This window comes from Bartonella sp. ML69XJBT (assembly GCF_028618515.1).
Lineage (GTDB): Bacteria > Pseudomonadota > Alphaproteobacteria > Rhizobiales > Rhizobiaceae > Bartonella.
Genome location: NZ_JAQITB010000065.1, coordinates 1 through 4,897, shown reverse-complemented (window position 1 = coordinate 4,897; position 4,897 = coordinate 1). Strand labels below are relative to the sequence as shown.

The following is a 4,897-nucleotide window of genomic DNA, read 5'->3' as shown; positions in this document are numbered from 1 at the left end:
CCAAAGATCTTGATAAATTTTACAAAAGTGTCACGTTCTGTACAGCAGGGATTACCGAAACTCACGCAAAACAGAATCTTATTATCAAGCTTTATGAAAGTTTTTTTGCCAAGGCTTTTAAGAAAACCACCGATAGGCTTGGGATTGTTTATACCCCCGTTGAGGTTGTTGATTTTATCATTCATTCTGTTGATGAGGTTTTACGCAATGAATTTGGAAAAAGCCTAGGTTCACGTGGTGTTTCTATTCTCGACCCTTTTACGGGTACAGGAACCTTTATCACAAGGCTTTTACAATCCAATCTCATCAAACCAGAGGATATGGAATATAAATTCCGTCATGATATCCATGCTAATGAGATTGTCTTACTCGCTTATTACATAGCAGCGATTAACATTGAATCGACCTATCATAGTCTTATGAAAGGGAATTATATCCCATTCAAGCATATTGGTTTAACCGATACGTTTCGGATGCTTGAAGAAAAAAGTCTGCTACAAAAATTATTTAAAGAGAACAGTGAATATTTAGAACATCAGAAAAATCTGGATATCAAGGTTATCTTTGGAAATCCTCCTTATTCATTTGGACAAAAAAGTGAAAATGATAATGCAAAGAATACTCCTTATCCACTATTAGATAACCGTATTCGTGAAACTTATGCTGCTCAATCCAGAGCAAGTAATGTTAATAGAGTTTATGACAGTTATATTCGTGCTATCCGCTGGGCAAGCGACCGTATAAAAGACTGTGGAGTTATTGGTTTTGTTACAAATGCAAGTTTTATCAATGGATATTCTACAGATGGTTTACGAAAAGAAATGAGTAAAGAGTTTTCAAGCATTTATGTTCTCAATTTACGGGGCGATATTCGCAAAAATATGATGAGTAAAGGGCGTGCGCGAGAGGGACAAAATGTTTTCGGAAGTGGTAGTATGACTGGTGTTGCCGTAACATTGTTTATCAAAAATTCCAATGCTTCTGAAAATTGTAAAATTTACTATCATGACATTGGTAATAATCTCACGACAAAAGATAAGCTTACAGCTCTCGAATACTTTGGTAGTATTGATGGGATCAAAAATAAATCTAGCTGGCAAATTATTACACCAGATGCGTATGGTGATTGGCTGAAACAGCGCAACAGCGATTTTGAAAAATTTCTAGTTTTAGGTTATAAGAAGGGTAGTGCTAAAAAGCTTTTTGAAAAATATTCTCTTGGTATTGCAACCAATCGTGATGTTTGGGCATATAATTCAAGCCGTGAAGCTTTAGAAAAAAATATGAGAAATATGATTTCTTTCTATAACAGTGAAGTAGAGCGTTTTAATGCGGCATATCTACATTCTGACCGCAAGGTGCGTGCAAATGCTGTGAACGACTTTGTCAATACAGATGTAAGTAAAATCAGTTGGAGTAGTAGTCTTAAAGAAGAATTAATAAGGGGAAAGTTTTCCAAATTTGGAAGTAATTGCTTAGCTCAAAGTCTTTACCGTCCTTTTATAAGGCAATGGCTATATTACAACCGTACTTTCAACGAGAGAGTCTATCAAATGCCGTGTATCTTTCCTCTAGGAGAAGCGGTTGAAAATAGGGTAATACAAGTCACAGGTGTAGGAATAAGTGGATTTTCTGTGTTTATGGCTAAGGATTTACCTAATCTGAATATGATGGATGGTGGTAGCCAATGCTTTCCACGCTATATTTACGAAGATACTACGGTTTCAAAAAATAAAAGTGAGAAACAATCCCATTTATTTTCAAATGCTACAGAAGAAAGCAAAGCAGCTGGTTTACACCGTCGTGATGCCATAACTGATGAAGGACTAGCCCATTTTAAAGAAGCTTATCCTAATGAAATAATCACTAAAGATGATCTATTCTATTATGTTTACGGTCTTTTACATTCAGAAGATTATCGCAGTCGCTATGCTGATAATTTATGCAAAGAATTGCCTCGCATTCCTTGCGTAAAAAGCGCTGAAGATTTTTGGAAATTTGTAAAAGCAGGACGTGAACTCGGTCATTTGCACGTGAATTATGAAGATGTAGAACCTTATCCACTAACCTTTAAAAAGGGTAATCCAAAACAGACTGATATCTCTAATCCCGAAAAGTTTTATTATGTGACTGAAATGAAATTCGCAAAAATTAAGAATAGTAAGGAAAAGGATAAATCGACTGTTATTTATAATAGCAATATCATCATAACAGACATTCCTCTTGAAGCTTATGAGTATATCGTTAATGGTAGACCCGCTCTTGAATGGGTTATGGGTCGTCAATGTGTTAAGACTGATAAAAAGAGTGGCATTGTGAATGATGCCAATCGCTATGCAGTTGAAACCGTTGGAAACCCTGCTTATCCATTAGAATTGTTTCAAAGGGTTATTACCGTAAGTTTAGAGACAATGAAGATTGTTAAGAACCTACCAAAATTAGAAATTAAAGAAACTGAATAAGCTTATAAGACCTTAAAACTCATAAGGGGTATAGAATATAGCTATACCTCTTTTGTAAGTTAATTAGATACAATCTTAAAAGAAATAATTTATCATTGCGTTCTTCTAAAAAGAAATCATTTGCACTTTTAAACACTGTCATTTGGATTGCTTTAAGACTTATAAGAAATCCACTCTTAAAGTGAATTAGATTTTTTTACATTGCCTTTAAGAGATTATACCGTAATCTCAAATGATAGCTTTATCCTTTTTAAAAGCCTTGTTTAAAGAGAGTTTTATATCTTCATTTTGCTTATAGGTTTTGTCTGTTTTAAAAAACCCCAAAACCCCTACAAAACCCTCTTAAATATATATTAAAGATTGTATTTATGTGTTGTGTTTAATACAGGTTGTTTATTTGAAACATTAACTTATTGAAATATAACAACTTTTATTTTGGATTAAAAAAATAAAATGATAATGGGTAAAAAGAACCCCCAAAACCCCCAAAACCTCTAAAACTCATAACCATAAGAGCCTTGATAGCATTTCTTATGATGATAGCCCCTTTCTTTTGAAAGGCTTTAAGAGATCACATGCTTCTTTCATAAAGCACGTTTTAATCACTCACTAAAATGATCACTTTTGTCAGTTCAATTTACAGACACAAACTGACAAATATACATTTACAGTTGTATTTATTTGTTATGCCGTTTTAATAAGTTGTATTTTGAAAAATCGATAAAACTTAACATATTGAAATATAATGTTTTTAATTTTTTATCTCATTTAAAAAAATACTATAGGGTCTAAAAACAACTGACAAAAGTCTATTAAAAGGGATTTTGCTAATCTCTATAATTATAAGTCTCTCTTTAGAGATTTCATAACAAGCTATAAATCACAATTATCATTTCTCTTATGAAAATGAAAAATGATGCGGTGGCTATAAAGAAGATAACAGCTATAAAGCACGCGTGAAAAAAGCAGGCTTTCATAATCACAACGCAAATGAAAGCATTGGTTATAAAGACAGTCCCTATAAAAGGCTGTTAAGTTGAAAATGTGTTATAAAAGGAATTAACAGAAATCTTTAAAAACCATTTAGTAAAAAAACAGATACGTTATAAAGTTAAAAATACGCATAATGAGAGCGTTTCTCAATATTATAAATGTATAGATTCAGAAAATAACGCAATCGTTTTATAATGCCAATAATATAGCTTTAAAAGCACATAATACAAAAGAAGCAATTAATAAGCATATGATAAATATATACACATAATGCATTTAAAAAAAATAAAAAAATATCAAAAAAGATAAAATAATAATTGACAATAAATACGTATTTTGCTATATAAATAATCAAGTGATGAAAACACTTTCGAATAGCGAATAGGTTGCGAAAAAACCTTTTCCATTTCTTTTAAAACACTGACTATCTTTTATGCTGTGATTAGCATATATGATGATTTTGTCGGGTGTAGCTATGCCATACAATACCCTTATGGGAAAAGCATAGCAACGGACTATTCGCCGTGTTTTCAACACCCGGCGCCCTTATATAGGGTGTCAATTGAAAACTAATTTACGAATAGGTGTAAAAATGAATTCTATTGTTAATACAGAAAAAAGATCTCCAAAATACGAATTTATTGATGATTGTGAATATATCGATGGTCATTTCTTAACTCGCATTAGAGCCTTAAGAGATTTTGGAGATGTCAAAAAAGGCGATTTAGGTGGCTATATTGAAAATGAAGATAACCTCTCGCATGAGGGCAATTGCTGGGTGTATAATAAAGCCCGTGTCTTTCAAAATGCACGCGTCTTCGGAAATGCTAAAGTAAAAAGCTTTTTTGTAGACGTTTATGGCAATGCACAAATTTATGGAAATGCTATTTTTGAAGGAATGACATTAAAAGACAATGCAAAGCTTTCTGGCAATGCACATGCTAGCAACGCCGTTATAATTGAAGGCAATGCACAAATTTATGATAACGCCCGTGTCACTGATCATGCTCATATTTCCGATAATGCTGTCATTTGTGATGATGCTCATGTCGGTGGCAATGCCAAAATAAGTGGCTCTGCTTACATTTGTGATGAATCGCGTGTTTTTGATGATGCGATTGTTTGTGATGCTCTTATCTCTGGAAATTCTTATATACATAGCAATGCCTTTTTAGAAGCGAATGAAGATATTGATGATGATGCATATCCTGAGTTTGGGAGTGAAGATGATTATTATCGTCATGAATATTATGCTGATTTTGAAGGCTATTATGATGATGATAACAGCGAATATGAAAATGATGCTGCTTAAATAAAAGCGCGGGCGGTGCGGGGGCGCCTTTCTTTAAAACATCTCATTTTAAAATTTAACGAATATAAACTTAGGGAGTGACCTATGGCTGGTATAACTGTATCTAAAAAATATGAACTTACTAATGAAA

Annotated in this window: 2 protein-coding genes; both read left to right on the top strand. The window is 33.0% G+C overall.

The features are described 5' to 3' along the window. Nucleotides 1–2,462, top strand: a 2,462-nt coding sequence (locus PVV68_RS09655; protein WP_273782979.1) for a type ISP restriction/modification enzyme, incomplete at its 5' end; no start/stop codon positions are given. A 1,585-nt stretch (nt 2,463–4,047) separates the two neighbouring features. Beyond that, nucleotides 4,048–4,767 (top strand): hypothetical protein, encoded by a 720-nt coding sequence (locus PVV68_RS09650; protein WP_273782978.1) that lies wholly within the window; start codon nt 4,048–4,050, stop codon nt 4,765–4,767. Nucleotides 4,768–4,897: the final 130 nt, after the last annotated feature.

Excerpts from the sequence above, each read along its gene's own strand:
- PVV68_RS09650 (WP_273782978.1), top strand. The coding sequence starts at position 4,048 with ATGAATTCTATTGTTAATACAGAAAAAAGATCTCCAAAATACGAATTT.